The organism is Methylocapsa sp. D3K7, assembly GCF_029855125.1.
Classification (GTDB): Bacteria; Pseudomonadota; Alphaproteobacteria; order Rhizobiales; family Beijerinckiaceae; genus Methylocapsa.
Genome location: NZ_CP123229.1, coordinates 1,762,771 through 1,781,131 on the forward strand (window position 1 = coordinate 1,762,771; position 18,361 = coordinate 1,781,131).

Here is an 18,361-nt window from a genome sequence, read left to right on the forward strand (position 1 = left end):
TGCGAGGCGTCTTGGCATCGTTATTCGTCATTCCGGTAATGGTCATATTTTCGGTAGTAATAATTGGTTCTATATCGCTCATAGCGTTGAAGAACGGACATATTGACTTTATTCAGGACGACCCCAAGCAGCCGATCATAGACCTCGGGTGCCTCTGAAAAACTATGCTGGACCACGTCGATTTTGGTTCTGGCCCATTCGATGACGTAGATATAGGAATCAACAAAGCCCGTGGTTGTCCTGGTGTCCACGACAGGTGCAAGAGGGGAAAAATCAACGATAACGTAATCGTATTTGTCCCGAAGCTGTCTAAAGAGAGATTTGACGGCGGCCGAACCTATAATTGCATTTGGGTGCAGCAATTTGGTGGACTCAGGGCCGCTTGATAAAAAGGCCAATCCTGTCTTGGGGTCAGTCCATATCGCGTCCTCGAGCGCGACGCGGCCAGCGGCGACCTCGACCAAACCTGCGGCGGAGTTTGGAGCAAGATGTCGAGAGAGAGTTGGATTGCGTAGATCGGCGTCAACAAGAATGACTTGCGACCCGGCGTGCGCGATCATCGACGCGAAATTCGCTGATATTGTAGATTTGCCCTCGTTAGGCAACGTCGAGGTGACGCCGATAACTTTATTGACTTCGACGACGTTATTCAAATCAGCCAAGACCTTCAGTGATCGCAGCGATTCCGAAAATTGCGAAAACGGCGAATCCACGACGTAGCGCATGAGATCGTCGGATTTCCCGATGCATCTTTGTTTGGCGAGAACCGCAGCATCCTCATGCGCGTCCGTAGCGGGAGGGTTGACTTGTTTCAAGACGGGCAGCATCGCGATGCATTTAACGTGTAGCGCTTCCTCCACTTGGGCACCGGCGCGAAACACACGTTCGGAGGTTTCACGCAGCGCCGCAACGCCGAAGGCCACCATGATCCCACTGACCCCTGTGACGGCGAGGACGACCAGGGTATTTGGATTGCTTCTTGTTGAAGGAGGATCCGCTGGGCTAATCAACCGCGCTTCAGAAATTGGAAAGGACTGTTCCTGGACCGCTTCCATATAGCGTTGCAGAAAATTCTCATACATGGCTTTGGTGGTGGACGCGTTGCTCTCCAGCTCGGTCAAACTCACTTGCGCCTGATTGGTCAAACGGGAGTCGGCGACAGCACTATCGAGACTTTTCTTGATACTCAACTCGCGTGCCTCGGCAATTTCGTATTCGCTCTTGTAGCTCCCCGCGATCTTCGCCATTTCATCTTTGATATTATGACGCAATTCCTCCATTTGATTGTGCAAACTGATGATGGCCAAATGGCTAGATCCGTATTTTTGCGCCCAGAGAGCGGCTCGGCCGGCGATCTCAAGATACTGTCCGCGCAGTTTAATGATTACGTCATTTTTTAGCGCGTCGACCATCGAATCGTCAGGAATGCCAGCCGCCATAACTTTTTCGATACGGTCGAGACGAGCCTTTGCCTCTGCAGTCGCAGCATGCGAAAGGATGAGCTGAGACGTGACTTCGCTCATCTGCTGCTCATTCATCAGCTTTCCGGCACTTTCGATAATATTGTTTTTCTCCTTGAACTCGATGAGAGCACGGACGCTAGACACGGAGTCGCGGCGCAGAGTTTGAATACGATCTTGCAACCATGCGCTGGCCCGCCGCGTGGTTTGATATTTGGCCTCAAGCTGATCCACGACATAGGCGTCGCTGATGGCATTGGCGATCTGGGCGGCTTTGCCGGGAGAAAGCGATCGAAACGAAATCGACATGACGTAGGTCTGTGGAACTCGGGTGACTTTTCGCCGACTTTCAAAAGTGACGAGGGCTCGGCGCATGAGGTCTGATTCGGAGACCGCCTCGCCCGGGTCGAATAGATTGGAAAGCAGATGGAAGAGCGCGCCAACCAATCCCCCGCCAGCACCTACAAATTCCGGATCTTCCGTCAGTTTGAGATCCTTGATGACGGCTTTGCTCACATTTTCGGATGTAAGAATTTCGACCTGTGTCGCTACCGCCACAGTATCGATGATCGAATCGCCCATTGTTTGCTGCTGCTGCTGAAAAGCCGGTACCTTGCGCGTGTCAATAACCATCCGGGCAACGGCCGTGTAGCTCGCAGGCGTTGTCAGCAGATACAACAAGCCAAGCGTTAATGCGCAGGGAAGGATGATAAGGAAAATGGGCAGTTGCCGCCGCACGACCGTGGCAAATGATTTTAACGTGTCGGCAAAGCTTGTTCCGTCGAGCCGGACGCGCTTTTCGTCTGAACGTGGCAAATTCTCAATGTGCTTCAGCATAGTGCCTCAAAAGCGTCAGCAAATTCGCATCAATTTTTGGGAGTTTCGTGAAATTCTTCTCCAAAAATCTTGAAGCCAACCGGTGCGGCGAATCTTCCTTTTCGGTCCGGGCGGTATTTTCAAAAATTATCGGCAACACCAGACAGCCCGACGGCCGGGCGGCCGCCTCAGCGCGTGCGGGCGGCCGGCCCTGCAATCAATTGTTGCCAGACTGCGTTTCTGAAGCGATGGCCAGTCTCGTATCTCGAAGCCCGCGCCTCCCAGGATTGTTAGGGGTGTACTAAGTGAGTTTAACGATGATTGCGATCAGCGTGCTGACCGCTCATCGACCATGGAACACACGTTTTGGGAGGGCGCTTGCCAGGGGATCGGGCAACCATCAGAGTTTCCTCTCTGAAAATAATTTTAGCTAGTTCTTTGCTCGAGTTGTGACAATAGTTGATATTCATAATATAACTGTGCTGGAAACACAAGCCGTCGCAACGCTGGGATCAAACCGATCAGAATATCGGCTCCCGGTGAGTGCTCTCTTCGGAGGGCGCGGTTTGACGTCCACAAGCCGAACCCTTGGTGAAGTCATTCATCGAGGCATTTTTGCGCCGGTTGGCACGGCGTACTGCCGCCATGAACAATTTCGAATTGGGCGAGGGGACCAGCCTAAAATTGGCGGGAACCTCGGGAAGCTGAGCGAGTAGCTGGCGCGCCCGGAGGATACGCCGCAAGTCAAGTTTGGCTTCCGCAATCCGGCGCGCCAAAGCCACAAGGTCAGACTCGGCCTGGTTGCCCGCGTCGCCCGCAATAGCCCGGACCAGTTACTCGATCTCTCCGTCCGCGCCAGGCTCCAACCAGAGCGACAAGCAAGTCCATGCCGCAGCGCATTTGGGCGGGCGGCGGCCTTGCCGACCTCGGTGCGCGGTCCAGCGCTGCGCTCTGCATTGGCGAGATTGGCGTCGCGTTGCCGGGCGCCCATCATTATGGGTCGTAGGAGACTTCGCGAATTGTCGGCCCATTCAAGACACCTGGCGGATCTTACCGAAATTCCGCAGCGACAACGTCTTCACTCACGCGCTCTATCCGCTTCGCCCAGCCGGCGCGCCGCTGCTCGATTTGCAGGAGAATTGCGTCGCGACGATTTTCGCGGCGTTCATTCTGTTGTTGAGGCGATCAAGCTCGGCAGCGTTCATTGAAAGCGATTGTGCGGTGACATTCGCCAAGGAGATCCCCGCCTCGGCGAGCAAAGCATCCACAAAGTCGGCCTTTTTGTCTCCGTTGAACCAATCCGTTGCGACGCGACTGTTTGATCCCGGGATTTAATGGTGCGATCTTTTCCAGGGAATGGAAGGATGCGCTATGGCTCAAATTCTCCATGGGAGCGCCACGACGACAGAGGCGGTGCGTCGAGCGATACAAAATAGTCAAGAGAGCCTGAGGGCTCTCGCCAAGCGCTAAGGGATCAACCAGAAGACCGTCGCCAAATGGAAGAAGCGGACCTCGGCGGCCGATCTGCCGACCGGTCCAAGGGAACCGAAGTCGACGGTCCTCTCGATCGAGGAGGAGGCGATCGTCGTCACCTTCAGGCGTCATACGCTCCTACCGCTCGACGAGTGCCATTACGCCCTTCAGCCGACGATCCCGCATCTGACGCGCTCATCGTTGCATCGTTGTCTGCAGCGCCATGGCATTTCCCGCCTGCCAGAGACCGAAGGGGATAAGCCGGCCAGACAGAAGTTCAAATCCTATCCGATCGGCTATTTCCATATCGACATCGCCGAAGAGCAAACTGCAGAGGGCAAGCTCTATTTGCTCGTGGCGATCGACCGCACATCCAAATTCGCCTTTGTCGAGCTGCACGAGAAAGCCACCACGCGCGTGGCCGCCGATTTTCTGCACGCCCTCATCCAGGCCGTACCCTACAAGATTCACACGGTGCTGACCGACAACGGCCTGCACTTCACCGATCCCCGCGGCGACGGTTGGAGTCCGGCAGAGATCAAGCACATGATCGAACGTAAGGAGCCTTTCCGCGCCCATGCCTTCGAGCTGGCCTGCACTCGCAATGACATCGATCATAGCCTGACCAAACCCAAGCATCCCTGGACCAACGGCCAGGTCGAACGTATGAATCGAACGATCAAGGAAGCAACCGTCAGGCGCTTCCATTACGAGACCATGATCAGCTCAAAACGCATCTCGGCGACTTCATCCCCGCCTACAATTTCGCTCGAAGACTGGAGACCCTCAAGGGCCTCACGCCATACGAATATATCTGCAAGCTCTGGACAAAAGAGCCGAACAGATTCACTTTAAACCCGCTCCATCATATGCCGGGACTAAACACCTAGAGCAGTATCCGACCTGAATGAATCTGAAGGGATTCCCGAATCGGGCTTGAGGTGATTCAAACTGTCTGCCGGAGCAAGGAGGCCGGCAGGCATGTCGAAAGCCTTGTCTCTCGATCTTCGGGTTCGTGTGCTGTCCGCGGTTGCGCAGGGTCTAAGCCATCGCGAAGCCGGCGCGCGGTTCGCGGTCAGCGCATCGAGCGTCAGCCGCTGGCGAAAGCTTGCGCGGGAACGGGGTGACGCGCGTCCGAAGGCGCTCGGCGGGGATCGTCGGTCGGGCCGGATCGACGCCCATAAGGACACAGTCCTCTGCGTGCTCGAGGCGACGCCCGACATCACCATCGAGGAGTTACGCCAAACGCTGGCGGACAAGGGGCTTGTCGTCGGCTATGGCACGATCCGCCGCTTCTTCGCGCGTCATGCGATCACGCGCAAAAAAAGACTGCGCACGCCAGCGAGCAGGATCGCCCCGACGTCCTGAAACGGCGCGAGGACTGGTTCGACGGGCAGATCGATCTCGACCCTGACCGCCTCGTCTTCATCGACGAGACCTGGGCCTCGACGAAGATGGCCCGCACGCATGGCCGTTGCCGGCGCGGCGAACGCCTGCGCGTCGGCGTGCCCCATGGCCACTGGAAGACCACGACTTTTGTCGCCGCCCTCACGACGCGCGGCATGATCGCGCCGTGGGTGCTGGACGGGCCGATCAACCGCGACGCTTTCGAGACCTATGTCGACAAGGCCCTCGTTCCAGACCTGCGGCCGGGCGACATCGTCGTCATGGACAATCTGTCGAGCCATAAGGGGCCAAGAGTGCGGGAGATGATCGCGGCGGCGGACGCCAGCCTTCTCTACCTGCCGCCTTACAGTCCGGACTTCAACCCGATCGAGAATGCCTTCTCCAAGCTGAAGGCTCATCTGCGTAAGGCTGCCGAGCGAACCGTCGGCGGCCTCTGGGACGCCATCGGCCGCATCATCGATCTGTTCGCTCCAGCGGAATGCAAAAACTACTTCGCCGCCGCAGGATACGATGCAACATGATCGGCTATTGCTCTAGTGACCAGTGCCAGACTGGTCATATTCGTTCCTTGTTTTGTCTGCCAGGGCAACTTGCCCAGCGGCAAAACCTCGATCAGCGGGTTTTCTTTTCGAACGCGCTTTAGCGCATCGAAGGGGCCACTTATTGTCACGCTATGAGGAAAAAGAGGCTTCCCGCCGGGATAATAATCGTGAAGTAAAATAAGCCCCCCTTTTTGAAGGAGAGGGAGAGCCGCACTGAGCTCTTCGTAAACCGTCTTGGCCTTATGATCGCCGTCAAGAAATATAAAATTGAAATGCTGCTTAGTGGTTCTCATGAATTGAAGAGACGAACCTGTATGAAAACGTATCCTATTGAGTGAACCTAATTTTGAAGCGAAATTTGCGGGAGATTCGGGCATACCAACTTTTTTCCACGCACCTTGTTCCGGGTGGTTCACGTCAATAATATCAACCGTTGTTAATTGGCCGCCTTGATTTAACCGGTTCAGCGCACTCGCTATATACATAGTCGAAGCCCCGATATGCGTGCCGACCTCCAGTACATTGATTGGGCTTAAAGCCATAATGAGAAAGTAAAGGGCGCGTCGATCCCCGGGATTAACCCCCCCAAAATAGTCTCCATCGCCAAAAAGACTGCTGATCCTAGCATGATCTGCCTTCCACGCCTCCGCGATCCTTGTATCAGAGAAAATACGATGACATTCCACCGATGCAATCGACCGCAACGGCCCTGCATCGAAGTGCTTTTTCGGAACGTTTTTTAATTGAAGCTGTGCCACTGCATCCAAGTATCGGTGCAAAATTGGCGGCGGCAAAATTGCTTTGACGGTTTTTTTCATAACGGCAATCATTCAGTTTACTCCCGGCACCAACTAAAGCATTTTCCCAACCGAAATAATCTCTGAGCTCCCAGACTAAACGCGATTGCGGTCTTCAGTCTGACTCAAGCGCGATGGCTGAACGAGAACCGCCTAATTCATGCCTATCGCGCTCTCAATTGCATCGAAGTAACGCGTTACGACTATTCGCTCGTCGTAGTCCGTCTCTGCTTTGGCCCGGCTCGCTAAGCCCATTTGCTCCCGCTTGACAGGGTCAAGAGAAAGAAAGGCGATGAGCTTTTCGGCCAAATCTTTATGATCCCTCGCAGCGCAGAGGTAGCCGTTGACACCATCATCGACAACGTCCCGGCAGCCGGGGGCGTCGGTCGTTATAAGAGGTTTGGCCATGGCGGCTGCTTCCAAGAGGACGCGCGGAGTCCCCTCACGGTAATAAGACGCCAGCACAACACAACCGGCTGCCGCGATAATGGGCCGGACGTCGTCCACCATCCCTAGATATTCCACGATTTCTTCCCCTACCCAGGTTTGCATCTGAGATCGCGAAATCGCACTTCGATTTTCGACGTCGAGAAAACCAAGGATCTGAAACCGGGCATTAGGAAATTGCTTTTTCACCAGTCGCGCCGCCTCAACATATTCACCCACGCCCTTGTCCCAAAGTAGCCGCGCGATGAGCAAGAAAATGGGTAAGGCGGATGTGTTGGCCCCGGGGAGAACTGGCTGAGGCCGGAATTTGTCGAGATCAACGCCGGAGCCCGGAAGCAGGGAGGCGCGTCCGCGCCGTACCAGCCGCAATCGGATGAAGAGATCACGGTCATCCTCATTCTGAAAAAACACCGTTCTCGATGGACGAAGCGCCAAGCGGTACAGTAATTTTACGAACATCGTTACCCAGGTCTCGCGGATGAAGACGGTTCCAAGCCCAGAGATGTTGTTAATGACTGGTATTCCAAACAGGTGGGCCGCAATAGAGCCATAGATGTTTGGTTTTATCGTATAGCCGAGTAATACGTCCGGCCGCTCGCGCTGAAGCAGGCGTAGATAGCGCAGGAACAAAAGTCCGTCATGGAGCAGCGAGGTGCCATTTTTATCCATCGGCAGCGCAATATGCTGGCAACCGAGCTGGTCGAGCCGGGCAGAATAGTCATCCTGCGGGGCGACCGCCAAAATATCAAATCCGTTTTGACTCAGGCTACGGATCAATCCGGCGCGAAAATTGTAGATATTCCATGAGCCGTTGATCGAGATCATCACACGTTTTCGAGGCATAACCGCTCTCAATATCAGAGTGCATTAGGCTAGGCTCGCAAGGGTCACGGGCACGCAGGTCCGACACCGCGCGATTAAAGCGCACGTTGCCGTTTATGCTCGACAGCGCTGACCGCGCGCCGGCGGTGGCGCGCACGGCTTCCATGGTGCGCAATTCCGTGTCGACGAGATCGAGCCGGACGTATCGCTTTCGAGTTCGGCCGGACTGTCGGAAATCTTGTGTGCGCGGGCCATTTTAGCACCGCTGGAGGCAGGTTCTGTGATCAATATGTGAGCCGGCGCGCAAAATTGGGTCTGACGCAATCTCGATGATGTTCCACCATGTTCGATGAATATGAAACGTGGCTGACGGAACCGTTCTTTTCCATGAACTCTCCGTTGGATTTCAGACAGATTGGCGGGTTGAAGAGGGGAAGGATTAAACAAATGGTTCACTAGACTTTCTCAGTGCCATACAGAACGTTTCGGCAGACTGCTCGCGAGCAATTAAATAGAAACTTAAGACCCACAGCCTCCAAAAAAAGTAAAATGGGAAAAAGAAAGAAAAGTAGCTACTAATATAATGAAAGCTTTCTTTTTCGACGCAAAATTGATTTTTCTTCGCGAGGTCCCGAAATTCGCAGGGGGTGCATTTGTCATAATAGCTGTAGAATCCTTGCGCATGGCGCGTTTCTGGAAAAATATAGTAAAGAATTTTCTGCTTTAATTTTTGCGGCAATAAAATATTCAGACGAGCAAAAACAGCATTTTTAGAAGGAACAAATATTAATGCCAAGCCTCCAGTTTTAAGAATACTAGATATACTAGCAAATGCTAGATCAACGTTTTTAACGTGCTCTAGTAAAGCTTGGCAAATCACTATGTTAGCGTCTTTATAACCTTGAAACTTTGTAATATCAGCGCATATTATTTGATCATAAGAACCTTGTGGCGCACGATTAAGTTCATCTTGATCTATGTCAAAACCAACAATGAATAGATCTAACGATTTTTTTATATCCTGCGAGATATAAGGTTGTTTCCCGCCGCCGATATCATAAATCTTAACGTTGCTTTCCAAATATTGGGGAGCAAATTGATCCATAAAAAATCTATTTCCGTCAATTCTAAATTTCTTAGGAAGTATCAGATCGAACTGTTTGCTTAGATCTCTGTTGAATTTGATAAATTTAATTATTAAATTTTTCATCTTTAGTTCCTTATATTCCACGCTCCTTGGGTGTCTTCTGTTGAATCAGGAAGGCTTCTCGCGTCTCTCTACCTAACTTTCCGGACAGCGCTTTGAAAGGGAGCCTTTTGAAGTAGCGCGCGAATCCTCCATGCGCATTGTCAATGTAGAACTGCACCGGCCAGTCAAAATTTCCAAATATATTCAAAGATAGTTCTTGATATTGTCCAGTTGTCCAATACGATAATCCTTCGCGGCAGTACTTATGATTCAAAGCAACGATGGCCTGCCACGATAGGTTGTGTTGAAATTGATTGCGCACCCCAAGGATAGCCCATACTTGGAGCCACCATATTGGACAATATGGCCAAAAATAATTCATTAAAGGCACATAGATATGAGGCTCATATGGCAAATACCATTTCCCAGGATAAATATGCATTGAGTATCCACCCGGTCTAAGAACTCGATATATTTCTCGAAAGCATTCCTCTTTGTTCTGAGCATGCTCTAGCACCTGTGTACTGATGACCACGTCAAAAGTATTATCGTCGAATGGCAGCCGGTATGGACTCCGACAGATTGTGCTAAGTCGGTCCGGGATAGGAATTTGATCTTCGGCCCAATAGGCCGAGATGTCACAACCATAGGCATCGAAGCCACGCTGGCAAAGAGCGTGAACCAACTGCCCACTTCCGCATCCAAAATCCATTACCTTTGCGATAGTGGGACGACTGCCCCATCCCCCCAGCTCTTTTATCGCGGTTTCAAAGAAGGCGGCCGACGCGACCGCTGTTTGGGAAACGTCGGAGAAAGTATTTGGGTTGGAAGGAGGCATAATTTGATCCTTGCCTATTCAGTTCAGAAGGCACGCCGTAAACGCGCCGTCCGAGGATTGCTCATTCAATATGACGTCAAGTCGACCAAGGGACCAAGGCGATTATACTGGAAATGTGCGTGGAGTTACTCAGTGCTTACTGCGATATACAAAGGCACGAGGGCTAACCCCGCTGGCCGACGCAGAGCCTTACGCATAGGCAGCGGCCCTCTGGTCGCCTGAACCGTCTGAGCGATCTGGGCGACCAGCCTGCGGCGTTCTTTGTGGCGCTGGATTTCGAGACGTTCAGACGTTCCGCCCCTCAACGAGGCGCTAGCTTATTCCGATGGCACGTAAGGCGGGCGGCGGCGTCCGCCATTAGATCCGGTCATGATGTTCAGGACGGCATCGCGAACGGATTCTATCCCACACATCAGTTATTGCGTTGAAAAACGAATTGATTGCAGCCGTGCTTGCCAGCACATGTTTTTAATTTAGTAAGTTTGAAGCTACGATTCTTATAAAAATCGAATATTTGTTCTGGTTTTGATACCTCGAACGGAAATCCGCCAATCCAATCTACTACATCGCGGTGAGGCGACATGCCACGATTGTTTTTGTATGTGAGCCAGGTCCTAAATGGGCGGAAAAAAACAAAATCCCTTATGGTCACAGGCCCCCAAAGGCTTACATAACCGGGGACAAGAACCAGCCATCGAAGATATTTAGGTAGTGCAACATATGTCTTTTTTACCAACCACCAAATTTTTGAAGCTCTGCCTTGATCATTATATAGGGCTATAAAAAGCTTCCCGTTGAGGGCAACATTGTAAGCAACGTTATCTAGCGCCGTCCACATAGCACCAGTGTGATGCAAAACTCCCCACGAATACACAATATCAAACATTCCTAAGGTATTTAGATAGTCTCTATCGAGTACGGAACCATTCCCAATTTGCCAAGCCTTGTCATTTTCAAAATAGCGCCTTTTAAGCTCAGCCGTGCAAGCGACCGATTTCGGATCATAATCAAAAGATAAGACTTTGGCACCCAAACGTCTTGCTGCGAGTGAAAATAACCCACTTCCACTTCCAATATCCAAAAACGACATGCCTTCCATAGTTTCAAGCTCAAGCATTTTTTTAAGGCTATCGACCGCTTGCTCTATCCTATATTCGTCGATTACATTTAGAAACTGCGTCCAATTTTCGCCAAATTTAAAACGTTCCCCACCATTAACTTCTTCTTCATATGCTCTTGCAGACGCCATATCAGCCATTATTATTCCCTTTCGTGTGAGCTAGAATTTACAATCTTCCGTTCTGTAGTTTGCCTATGAAAAGCTCACTTGTTGGGAGTTCAGTGAAAATCGGCTTCTACTCAGAAACCTGGCCGCGCCTATTTCAATGCTATTCGCAGCCGATGTTGAAATTGGCTTGAGGCGATTTCCAGCAGGTTGAATTTATCGGATCATGCGGCCAGACGATGCCATCCTGCGCAGGATGTCGGGAACTTGCAGCCCTCTGCCGCCGGTTGGGCTATCGGCGCCTTCTGATCCTGCTCCGGCCCGAGGGAGCGTGAGTGAACCACAAGAAGTTTAGACGGCTCTATCGCGAAGAATGCTTCCAGAAAGGCCGATGGGGGCGGAGGCAAAGAGCTTTGGGGAAAAAGGCGCCGCTGACCTCGTCACAAGGAGCGAACTGGTCGCTCGATCACACGCGCGACGTGCTCTGCGATGCGAAAGATGAGATCGTCATGATCAAGCTTATGTCGACAATCCGTAAGCGATTGATGCACCTCCATTGAACTGGCCCACCCTTAGGTGTGTCTTCTTATTTCGCTTCGTACCAAGCCTGAAACATCAGCACATCCCACAAATGGTACGACCAATTACGCTTGCCTGAAAGATGTTCGCGCCACCGCTGACGTATAGGCGCCGAATCAAAATAACCTTCGTTCCGCAAGCGAGATTCATCCAATAGTGCCTCCGCCCAGTCACGCAATGGTCCCCGAAGCCAAGAATCTATGGGAACACCGAAGCCCATTTTGGGCCGGTCAATCAAATTGCGGGGAATGTGCTTATAAAGCACCTGACGCAGCAACCACTTTCCAGCCCCCTCACGTATCTTGTATCGAAGAGGCAGACGCCAAACATACTCATACAATCGATGATCAATCAGCGGCGCGCGTGTTTCCAGGCTGACTGCCATAGCGGCGCGATCCACTTTCACGAGAATGTCATCCGGCAAATAAGTGATCGAATCGAGCAGGCACATCTGTTCAACAAACGAAGGTAGGTTCGGCAGATTTTCGGGAAATTCAGTGTGGGCCTCATTCATGCCCAGCACCACCTTTTCCGGCCACCAATGGCTGATCAAATGCCCATATAAGGACAAAGCGTTTTCACAATCTAGCAACATCGCGCCCTTATGCATCTTGTCTCCAGGAGATGACCAGCGTTGCGTTTTGGGGATAAGGCCCGACACTCGACCATAGAGCCTGTCCCAGGCAGAAGGCGATATCGATAGAATGGTGCGAGCAGCTATACGCCGCAATGCGAGAGGGACGCGATCTATGCTGCCCCACAACTTCGCCGCAAACAAATACCGGTTATACCCAGCGAAGAGTTCATCGCCGCCATCTCCAGACAAAGACACCTTAACGTGCTCGCTCGCTAATTTGGAAACAAGGAAAGTGGGGAGTTGCGACGAGTCAGAAAATGGCTCGCAATATATTTGCGCAAGCTTCGGAATCATTTCCATAACTTGCTTGGGGGAGACGTAGAGTTCGCAATGCTCCGTGCCCAAGTGTCGGGCTACTTCTTTAGCGTAACCAGCCTCATTGTATCCGTCCTCTCTGAATCCAATAGTAAAGGTTTTGACCGGGAAGCTCGATTGCTTCTGCATTAACGCGACCACGAGAGACGAGTCCACGCCACCGGACAAGAATGCACCTACAGGCACATCGGCCACCATTTGGCCTGCCACCGATTGCCGCAGAATGGATTCAAGTGAGTCGACCGCCTCCGCATCAGTGGCAAACTCAAGTGGATTGCCAACGCCTGAAATTGCGGCACTCGTTGCCGACCAATATTCCATTGGTTCCGGCCAAACTCGTAGACGCACCGCATCAACAGACACTTCCAGCCAAGAAGCAGGGGGCAGTTTGGCCACACGGCTATAAATCGAGCAGGGAGCCGGTATGTAGCTATGCCGCAGAAACATGGCCAGCGCGTCGCGGTTTATTTCCGGTTTGAAATTTGGGACCTGCAGGAGAGCCTTCAATTCGGACCCGAATGCCAGCGCCCCTCCCGCATATCCATAGTAAAGTGGCTTTTCGCCAATGCGGTCACGGGCTAGGACTAGAGTGCATTTTTTCCGATCCCATACTGCGAAGGCAAACATCCCCACCGAGCGTTGTAATGTTTCCTCGATGCCCCAAGTATCAAATCCAGCCAGCAAGGTTTCCGTATCCGAATACCCACGCCACTCAGTCTGAGAACTTGCCTGTTCGACACTACTCCTCATTTTGAGATGGTTGTAAATTTCACCATTGAACACGATGACAAAGCGCCCGGAGGCCGAGACCATAGGCTGGTGCCCTGTGGGCGAGAGATCGAGGATAGACAGACGCCTATGAACCAGCCCCACATGCGACTCGCTGTCTACCCATGTGCCGGAATCATCTGGCCCGCGATGAGCGATAACATCACCCATTCGTCGCAGCACATTTTCTAACCCATGTGGCGAAAACTCACCGCCAAATACACCCGCAATGCCGCACATGCTCGCGATCCGTTTATTTTGATGCCAAGCATTTGCACCAAATATCTTCATAGGCCGCGACCATTCTGTCAATTCCAAAGCATTCCACGATACGTTGCCGGCATGCTCCCGAAATCTTTTCCCAGCGTGGTGATCTAATGGCGAGCATCGCTTGTTCGATGCACCCAGCAAGAGCATATGGATCGCCTGGCGGCGCCACCCATCCTGTGGCAGCCACAATCAATGCAGCATCGCCAACGTCGGTGACCACGCATGGCGTACCACAGGCCATGGCCTCGGCGACCACATTGGGAAATCCTTCTCCAACAGAAGACAGCACATGAATATCGAGCGCATTCATGACATCGGGGATGCGTTCGCGGGGACCAAGGAGTATGACCTTATCTTGAAGCGAGCTTTTGGAAATCAATTGGCTTAAACTAGCATTTGACGGTTTCATTCCCGATCCGGCCAAAACGCAGCGAAAATCCCAGCCATCTTTGGCCAATATGGATAGAGCCGCCAAGAGATTGGCGTGATCTTTCTGAGGATGCCAGCGCGCCACCATACCCAGCACCGGCAGTTGGGTATCAACGCCCCACTCGCCACGCAATATTTTGCCTACGTGCGGCTGCGGAGTAAAACGGGACAGGTCGTAACCATTGGGGATCACCGCGAATTTATTCGCCTGGTATCCGAACTTTATGTGTTCCCGCGCCGCCTCCTTAGAGCAGGAAACTATGGCCGCCGGCACCCAACTGGAAAGCCAGCTACATAGATACGCTGTATATCGAGATGACTTGCTCTGCGTCGGAGAGTTTAAACAGGAGTTCCGAATACCCCAACATATTGCGCGGATGCCCGTTAGGCGCGCCATCAAACCACCAATCAGATCCGCGTGATACATCCACGTCTGAACAACATCAGGCTTGTTGCCTGCTATGAGACTCCGCAACCGAGTGAGTCCCATCAGCGTTACGCGACCGCGCGGAAAACCAAGGACGTGAATGGCAACTCCGAGTTCGCGGAAGAGCGGTCCGTAAACGCCCTCGTCTGTCAAGGAAACAACAACATGCTCGGTTTTACCCATCGAGGCAACAACCAGGCGGTAGAGTACTGTCTCAGCACCACCTTGGTTCAGATCCGTAATAACGTGTAATACTTTCAAGTGCGGTGCGCCTTGAACCTGCCCCTGATTAGCTTTAGCTTAGCTGGCCGCTATGATGCGATCTTTATCTTTGACAAAGCATAGTATCGCGATGCGCACTGACCCATCTTTGCTGAGGAGATCGTCGGGTCGCTGTTTGACGTTCGGGAGTGAGCAAAACCAACGGTATGTGAATCAATAATATGGCTCCGAAAAAAGGATCAATTGCCATCTGGTTATGATGCTTTCCTGAGAAGCGACCGTCGCTTGGCGATCTACAAAAATATTCGTCACGACGATTGAAAAAACAAATATCCCAAAGGCAACTTGCCCAGCTCGAAACTTAATATTCCTCGCCACCAGTATGCACATCATAGCTTCTGAATTATTTATTAATCGCGCCCCGGCTGAATGCACGAGTGTTAAGCTAATTGAGATGATAGTTAATATAAGTGTGAAATGATAAAATTCTGAGTTATCTAGGTCATTTTTTCTTGGCAAAAGTAAGTAAAATATTGCCGCGTACACGGGAATTTTAGATATATAGAAATTTAAGTTAAGAGAGTCAGTCCCCTCGTAAAGACCTTCACGTCTTCCAGCATTCACGAATTCAAATAAGTCCTGGGTTTGAAATAAGAGAAGTAATGTAGAAATACCTAATATGCCAACGATTATACGTATTATCGGCTTCATCGCAGAAACCAGCGCCGAAGCAAAAACAACAAGGAAAGACGTGTGGATGAAAATCGCAATGAACGAGGAAAAAATCTTCCTAGAAGAATTACTAAGGATTTTTAAAGAAACAAGTAACACAAGAAATACCGATAAAGCTACCCCTTGCCTCATTTGATTATAGTACATTTGAGTGGCTAAACCATAATGAATTAAAAATAGAAATGTTATTATTATCCAGTTCCCCCCGCCCAAAATGGTGCTACAGTATAAAAATAGAAACGTGCTTAAAAATAATGTTAACCGAAACGCATCCTCCGGGCCAAGTAATATCCCAGTAAATGCGGTATAGATATCCCAAAGCGGCTCATCAAAAACGAGGAATTTGGGATCTTGGAGGGAGGATATTCTTTGTACGATTTCAGCGCTGTCAGCTTTAAAATATGCAATGTTGTTTTCATCGTCAAACGCAGTGTATAGCTCACGATCTGCCATAAGAAACGATACAGAAGTAATAATTAATAATGAAGCCAAAGAGCGAAGCCAGACAAAAATCTGACTACCGTCCTTGGATGCAGCCTTTAGGCTTCTATCGCTAAAACCAGCAATAGCGCTAGGTTGGTGACTTTCATATGCCATCTTATGGAAAGCCACTGCGGGGCGTATCGCCTATCAAGATACGCTCATATTCTTTGACAATCTTATCGACTCTAAACTGGTCTAAATTGATTTGGGCAATCTTCGGTCTGTTACTTGTGAATCGGACCAATTCTGTACTCAGTGAAGCTGCGCTTACGGCAGCCGTAAGACGCACCCCGCCTGTGGAGCGCTCTATTTCCTCTAGCCCGCCTGGGGCCGGCGTAGCGATGACATGTGTTCCGCAGGCCAGTGCTTCGAGCACGACATTTGGGCACCCTTCATAACGTGAACATAAAACAAACGCGTCCGCACGCGCCATAAAATGATAGGGATTTTTTTGAATGCCAATAAACCGGACCTGATGTTCAACCCCCTTCATTCGCGCGAATTGCTCCAGGGTTTTCCGCAAGGGGCCCTCGCCGAGTATGGTTACTCTGAGTTGTTTTAGTCCGGATAGCGCAATAGCTTCTATCAACAGATCGAAGCCTTTTTGCCGTACCAGACGGCCGACGGCGACGAGGTGAATTATAGCGTTGTTGCTGAAATCGAGATCGCAATCCAGGCTGGTTTTTGCTCCATGCCCAGCCAATTGCTTTATGTGGTCAATGTCCACCGGATTGTTTATCACCGTCAATTTTTTAAGCGGAATGGCGAAATTGGCGGCGAGGTCTTCGTACATCTCGACTGATTGACATATGATGTGGTCAAAACGGCTATAGAAAGTACGATATGCCCAAGTCCACACTTTGGCGTTTTCTTGACCTCGTAAATGTACGGACACGACACTTGTTTCTCTTGCCACACACCTCGTCTTCTTGGGCAGCAGAGGTTTGGCAATTGACAAAGCGAGATTCAAATGGCCCACGGTGGACACCACGACATCGGGGCGCCTTTTCCAAATGATTCTCACTAATTTTAAAATGGCCGATCTTACTCTCCGGGTCCGCAAATCGATCAATTCAATATCTTTTGGTATTTCATCAAGATAAAATGCTTCTATACTGTCTATAACTACCAACGTTAGTCGAAATTTATTTCGATCGTAATATTTCAACAAAGTTACAATGACGCGCTCTGCTCCTCCGGCGGTCAAGTGGGGAATCAAGAAAAAAACCAGCAGACGTTGATCAATTTTGGTCACGTTGTTACTTTACAAATGGAAGCCAAGCGTCGCTGGTTCTTCGCTTTCTATCTGCCAAAATATCTCTAAAAAGATCTTCCCACATAGCCGCGACTGATTCCATCGAAAACCGGTCTCGCGTTTCCTTTGCTTTGACACCTAAGCGGCGACGCAAGTCAGCATCTCCCATGAGCCGGTCAACGGCTTCCGTCAAAGCAGGCAAATCCTGAGGGGGCACCAATAGGCCGTCCTCGCCGTTTCGAATGATATCTCGCGGTCCTGTATCGCAATCGAAACTGACGGCCGGTAAGCCGTGCGCCATTGCTTCGACTAAGGTATTTGGAAACCCTTCAAAGCGTGAACTCATGACAAAGAGGCCAGCCCGCTTGTACCAGGCAGCCAAATTTCCAGCCCAGCCAGGTAGGAGAGCCCGGGAGTCCATTCCTCTTGCGGTAATCTGCGATTGCAGGCGCTGACGCTCCGCGCCTTCGCCGAGCATCACCAAATCCCAATCCTGCCGCCGTTCCGCAATGGTGGCAAAGGCGGAGATCAACAAATCCAAACCCTTCTGAGGGACCAGCCTGCCAACTGCAAGGATGATTTTGCGGCCGGGCCTGCATAAATCGTCGGGCTCTATGTAAGGCCCGGTGACCGGCAGGGGCCATTGGACGGGATTAGGTATAACCCTGATTTGGCGCGAGTTTGTATGAGCGATGAGCCAAGTCGCCGTAGTTTGTGTGAGCGCCACCACCGCCGATAATTGACCGTAGGCAATGGACTCGATCCACTTCCAAACTGCTTTTGTGGGAACACTTGGGGGATGGATGTGGACCGATCCAATAACCTCAATCTTGGTCAGCCCCCAGCCCGCCAACGCTAAAGTAACACACGCAGTGCTCATCATACCCACAGCGACATCCGGCTCCGTGGCCAAGAGCACCTGTCTCAGAGCTCTGATGCGGTGGAGATTTCGCGTGAGCCCATCAACGATATTCCTGCTGGAACCAATCAAGCTTAACGACCGGCGCACAATCTCTGGATGCAACGCATAACAATCGTCCGTGACCGGCGCGAGGGTGACAATCGTAATCCGCCAGCCTTTGCTCGCCCAATGATTGGCCAAATTAACAGTGACGCGCTCCGCTCCCCCACCGCTTAGGGAGGAGATGAAAAAGAGCAATTTCATAGAGACCGATATCCCTGATCTATTTCTGAAGCAGCTATTGTCCTGGCGCAAGCTAGGGGATTC

General features: G+C 51.3%; 14 protein-coding genes and 2 pseudogenes. 3 read left to right on the forward strand and 13 right to left on the reverse strand.

All coding sequences use genetic code 11. The annotated features are described in order from the left end of the window. Positions 1-20 precede the first annotated feature (20 nt). The 3 genes from QEV83_RS08040 to QEV83_RS08050 all read right to left on the reverse strand — a co-directional run bounded on the left by QEV83_RS08040 (position 21) and on the right by QEV83_RS08050 (position 3,544). Positions 21-2,297 carry a polysaccharide biosynthesis tyrosine autokinase gene (locus QEV83_RS08040; RefSeq protein ID WP_280130683.1) on the reverse strand — a complete coding sequence of 759 codons (2,277 nt, stop codon included), beginning with the start codon at positions 2,295-2,297 and terminating at the stop codon, positions 21-23. Positions 2,298-2,797: 500 nt separating this feature from the next. After that, positions 2,798-3,058, reverse strand: coding sequence for a hypothetical protein (locus tag QEV83_RS08045; protein ID WP_280130684.1), 261 nt, complete (start codon positions 3,056-3,058; stop codon positions 2,798-2,800). Positions 3,059-3,367: 309 nt separating this feature from the next. Then, positions 3,368-3,544, reverse strand: coding sequence for a hypothetical protein (locus QEV83_RS08050; protein ID WP_280130685.1), 177 nt, complete (start codon positions 3,542-3,544; stop codon positions 3,368-3,370). Positions 3,545-3,749: 205 nt separating this feature from the next. On the opposite strand from QEV83_RS08050, the pseudogene QEV83_RS08055 reads away from it, so the two are divergent. Continuing rightward, positions 3,750-4,639, forward strand: a pseudogene (locus QEV83_RS08055) (IS481 family transposase). A 91-nt stretch (positions 4,640-4,730) separates the two neighbouring features. Continuing rightward, positions 4,731-5,677, forward strand: a protein-coding gene (locus QEV83_RS08060) for an IS630 family transposase (protein WP_280128127.1) whose coding sequence is annotated in 2 segments (ribosomal slippage) — positions 4,731-5,067 and positions 5,067-5,677 — 948 coding nt in all. Because the reading frame shifts where the segments join, the coding sequence is not laid out codon by codon here. On the opposite strand, the gene QEV83_RS08065 is transcribed toward QEV83_RS08060, so the two are convergent. The 5 genes from QEV83_RS08065 to QEV83_RS08085 form a co-directional block, all read right to left on the reverse strand. Then, positions 5,644-6,528: a class I SAM-dependent methyltransferase gene (locus tag QEV83_RS08065; RefSeq protein ID WP_280130686.1), complete on the reverse strand. Its 885-nt coding sequence runs from the start codon at positions 6,526-6,528 to the stop codon at positions 5,644-5,646. The genes QEV83_RS08060 and QEV83_RS08065 overlap by 34 nt on opposite strands. A gap of 120 nt (positions 6,529-6,648) precedes the next feature. Continuing rightward, positions 6,649-7,785, reverse strand: coding sequence for a glycosyltransferase family 4 protein (locus tag QEV83_RS08070; protein ID WP_280130687.1), 1,137 nt, complete (start codon positions 7,783-7,785; stop codon positions 6,649-6,651). 418 nt (positions 7,786-8,203) lie between these two features. Next, on the reverse strand, positions 8,204-8,974 hold the full coding sequence (locus tag QEV83_RS08075; RefSeq protein ID WP_280130688.1) for a methyltransferase domain-containing protein: 771 nt from the start codon (positions 8,972-8,974) through the stop codon (positions 8,204-8,206). A 10-nt stretch (positions 8,975-8,984) separates the two neighbouring features. After that, on the reverse strand, positions 8,985-9,791 hold the full coding sequence (locus tag QEV83_RS08080) for a class I SAM-dependent methyltransferase (RefSeq protein WP_280130689.1): 807 nt from the start codon (positions 9,789-9,791) through the stop codon (positions 8,985-8,987). A gap of 412 nt (positions 9,792-10,203) precedes the next feature. Further along, positions 10,204-11,049 carry a class I SAM-dependent methyltransferase gene (locus QEV83_RS08085; protein ID WP_280130690.1) on the reverse strand — a complete coding sequence of 282 codons (846 nt, stop codon included), beginning with the start codon at positions 11,047-11,049 and terminating at the stop codon, positions 10,204-10,206. A gap of 248 nt (positions 11,050-11,297) precedes the next feature. Here QEV83_RS08085 and QEV83_RS08090 point away from each other — a divergent pair. Further along, positions 11,298-11,447 (forward strand): annotated as a pseudogene (locus QEV83_RS08090) (IS3 family transposase); the annotation flags it as partial. A 155-nt stretch (positions 11,448-11,602) separates the two neighbouring features. Here QEV83_RS08090 and asnB read toward each other — a convergent pair. The 5 genes from asnB to QEV83_RS08115 form a co-directional block, all read right to left on the reverse strand. After that, entirely contained in the window at positions 11,603-13,606 is a 2,004-nt protein-coding gene (gene asnB / locus QEV83_RS08095; protein WP_280130691.1) for an asparagine synthase (glutamine-hydrolyzing), read from the reverse strand. Further along, entirely contained in the window at positions 13,569-14,702 is a 1,134-nt protein-coding gene (locus tag QEV83_RS08100; RefSeq protein ID WP_280130692.1) for a glycosyltransferase, read from the reverse strand. Before QEV83_RS08100 ends, asnB begins: the two co-directional genes overlap by 38 nt. Before the next feature lie 174 nt (positions 14,703-14,876). Further along, a complete protein-coding gene (locus tag QEV83_RS08105; protein WP_280130693.1) occupies positions 14,877-15,992 on the reverse strand; it encodes a hypothetical protein in 1,116 nt (371 codons plus the stop codon). A gap of 1 nt (position 15,993) precedes the next feature. Beyond that, the gene (locus QEV83_RS08110; RefSeq protein WP_280130694.1) at positions 15,994-17,133 is read right to left on the reverse strand and encodes a glycosyltransferase; all 1,140 of its coding nucleotides are present in this window, start codon (positions 17,131-17,133) and stop codon (positions 15,994-15,996) included. A gap of 4 nt (positions 17,134-17,137) precedes the next feature. Then, on the reverse strand, positions 17,138-18,298 hold the full coding sequence (locus QEV83_RS08115; protein ID WP_280130695.1) for a glycosyltransferase family 4 protein: 1,161 nt from the start codon (positions 18,296-18,298) through the stop codon (positions 17,138-17,140). Positions 18,299-18,361: the final 63 nt, after the last annotated feature.